3 protein-coding genes are annotated in these 2,961 nt (G+C 45.7%); 2 read left to right on the plus strand and 1 reads right to left on the minus strand.

Going from position 1 to position 2,961, the window contains the following annotated elements; all coding sequences use genetic code 11:
- The coding region (locus tag RMO84_RS18595) for an FAD-binding protein (RefSeq protein WP_310489926.1) at positions 1 to 251 on the minus strand (251 nt) is incomplete at its 3' end.
- A 177-nt stretch (positions 252 to 428) separates the two neighbouring features.
- On the opposite strand from RMO84_RS18595, the gene RMO84_RS18600 reads away from it, so the two are divergent.
- Positions 429 to 2,285: a bifunctional diguanylate cyclase/phosphodiesterase gene (locus RMO84_RS18600; protein WP_310489927.1), complete on the plus strand. Its 1,857-nt coding sequence runs from the start codon at positions 429 to 431 to the stop codon at positions 2,283 to 2,285.
- Between the two features lie 192 nt (positions 2,286 to 2,477).
- Positions 2,478 to 2,843: a Spx/MgsR family RNA polymerase-binding regulatory protein gene (locus tag RMO84_RS18605; protein WP_310489928.1), complete on the plus strand. Its 366-nt coding sequence runs from the start codon at positions 2,478 to 2,480 to the stop codon at positions 2,841 to 2,843.
- The last annotated feature ends 118 nt before the right edge of the window (positions 2,844 to 2,961 follow it).

Genomic DNA, 2,961 nt, shown 5'->3' on the forward strand with positions numbered 1-2,961 from the left:
GTGGCGAAGTTCATCCCCGCTTCGACAGTTACGGTTAAATCGCCGACGGCATGAGCGATAAGCCTGTCGAGTTTTTGGGTGCTGACGATCTTAGCACTGCTTACCGTGCCACCCCAGTCGAGTTTAGTGCTATTTCCCGCGACTATTAGTGGCGTTCGATCGCGATTGGCGATCGTGACTAATTCGGCAAGTTCCGACTCGCTCGTCGGCAGTCCGATTGGCAAAGAGATATGATTAGTCCTGGCGTCCATAAGATCTAACTTTATTGCACAATAGTTAGGCATCAAGCTCTAACTTTATAGCACGATCGCTCTAGCATCATCGATTGGGCAGAGCTTACGTTTTACGATCGAGTCCTGCCGATCGCGATTTATCCCTCCACTAATTACACATGACAGCGTTCCCCAAATTAGCGTAGCCACTTAATTATGAAGATGTTGTGCTCGTCACCATCTGTGTCCCAACTTCATCCCGAACTTTTAGCCGATATTACTCAGGCTCTTAATGCTGATGGTAGTAGGCTGTTAATTTTGGCCAAACCGCTGGCGCACCGCGCTCGAATCTTGAGTTATGGCATTCAGCCGCACACCAAAACCCCGATCGAAAAAAATCAGTTGTGGCAAGATCTACTGCATCCACAAGCTCCCGCAGCGATCGAACATGGCGCAACAATTTATCCGATCGATTCGATTCTCGATCGATCGCAACTTACGCCCCTATTCATGGCTTTTAGTAGCGCGGGGATTGACTCGCTGCTGATCCTCGTATTGGGCGATCGCGATCGTTGTGTCGGCTGTCTGACATTGTTTAGATCTACTCATACTCCCGAGCGAGAGCTACGTTGGACGGATGAGGAGTTGCAGCTAGCTCAAAATTTAGGGATGCAATTATATCTAGCAGTGATGGCACAACGGGTCGAACAGATGTTCGGAGATCGACTGTATCGCGATCTTTTAACTGGTATACCCAATCGATTATTACTCAACCAATACTTGAATTTAGTCTTGGCAAAAATGCCCGATACAGGTGAAGTTTTGGCCGTAATTTTACTCGGTTTAGACAGGTTTAAACATATTAACGACCGGTTCGGTCATCGGTTTGGCGATCGCTTGCTGCAATTAACAGCCGAACGCTTACAAAATACCTTCGGTAGCGAAGCAACAATCGGACGCTGGAGTGGCGATGAATTTGCCTTGATAATGCCGATACTCGATCGCATTTCCGCAGTCAATGAAATTGCCGAGCGCATCCTTAATTGTTTCGATTTGCCCTTTGATTTCGATCGCCGCACCCAGTCTACCCAGCATTTACTCCAGCTCAAAGCCAGTATGGGTATTGCGATCGCGACTACTTCCGGCGAGGATAGTGAGGTACTTCTCCAACAAGCCGATGCCGCGCTCCAGCGTGCCAAAGATGATGGAACTAATTACGAGATCTATCGGGACGATCGGCCAGCACTCGCCAGATTACAATTAGAACGTATCCTCGATAATGTCTGTACTGCCATCGCCGATCGGACGATCGAAGATCGCAATTTACAATTGCATTATCAACCACAAATCGATATTAAAACAGGTAAAATTATTGGTGCTGAAGCTTTGTTGCGGTGTCAGGATCTCCAGGCTAAATTCATCAATCCCAGCGAGCTAATTCCAATTGCTGAAGAAACCGGATCGATCGTCCAAATTGGCGAGTGGGTAATTAGGACGGCTTGCCAACAAAATAAAATCTGGCAAGATCGCGGCTGGAGTAACTTTCCGATTGCAGTCAATTTTTCTGTCAAACAACTCCAAGATCGTCAGGCGATCGAGACGATCTTGAAAATTTTGGCTGAAACCGGACTGGCTCCCACCGCTTTAGAAGTAGAAATCACCGAAAGTATCGCGATTAAAGATTTAGATCGCACGATCTCGATTTTAGAATCGCTCCGCAAAATTGGTATAAAGATCTCATTAGATGATTTTGGCACGGGTTACTCCTCCCTGGCTGCCCTTAAATATTTGCCACTAGATCGACTCAAGATCGATCGCTCTTTTATTAGCGAATTGCGGGCAAATACAGTTGATGCTGGTATCGTCAGAACGATCGTCAACTTAGGACACGAATTACAACTCAATGTAGTTGCTGAAGGTGTAGAAACGATCGAGCAATTAGAGTTTTTACGCTCGATTAATTGTGATGCCGCCCAGGGTTTTTTATTTAGTAAGCCACTAGCAGCAACCGAGCTAGCTAGTGCGATCGCCACAGGGAGTTACTGGCATCCAGACCTATTTTCAGCTCGATAATTGAGTCTGGACGATAAATTTTGCGCTTGTGTAGCTTTTAATAATTCACTTTTGAGGATCTATCTAATCTGCTAGTTTGAGGTATATGATGTAGATAGTAATTTATCGCTAGCGATCGCTAATCTCATCTCAATGCCATGGAGCGAGAGCGATAGAAACAGCTAATATCCGATCGTTAATTTTCGCAATATTATGACGTCAATCCAAGTTTATGGTATTCCCACCTGTGGTACTTGCAAAAAAGCCTTGCAATGGTTGGATGCTCGGGCAATTAGTTATGAATTTATTAATACTAAAGAACAGCCACCCACTTCCGATCGAATTGCCAGTTGGATCGAAGTTCTCGGCGAGCGACCGCTGCGCAATACATCAGGTCAATCCTATCGCGCCCTGGATGAAACTAAAGATACTTGGAATGAGTCGCAATGGGTGACTGCTTTTAGCGATGATGTGATGTTATTAAAGCGACCGTTATTTGTTAAAGACGGCATCGCGATCGCTGTTGGTTTTCGCGATGCCACAGTCCTAACCGAAAAATTGCTAATCGATCGCGGTTAATGTCAAATCCGGTTTGTAAAAAGACTTCTAAGAAGATGTTTGAAAAGTATAATTGCTTCGTTTTTAGTGGGTAGATCCCCCCTAGCCCCCCTTCAAAAGGGGGGAATCGGACTCTTAG

This window comes from Chamaesiphon sp. VAR_69_metabat_338 (assembly GCF_031423935.1).
Lineage (GTDB): Bacteria > Cyanobacteriota > Cyanobacteriia > Cyanobacteriales > Chamaesiphonaceae > Chamaesiphon.

What these genes read in the sequence shown, in the direction of transcription:
- RMO84_RS18605 (WP_310489928.1), top strand. Translation starts at nt 2,478, where the DNA reads ATGACGTCAATCCAAGTTTATGGTATTCCCACCTGTGGTACTTGCAAA.
- RMO84_RS18600 (WP_310489927.1), top strand. Translation starts at nt 429, where the DNA reads ATGAAGATGTTGTGCTCGTCACCATCTGTGTCCCAACTTCATCCCGAA.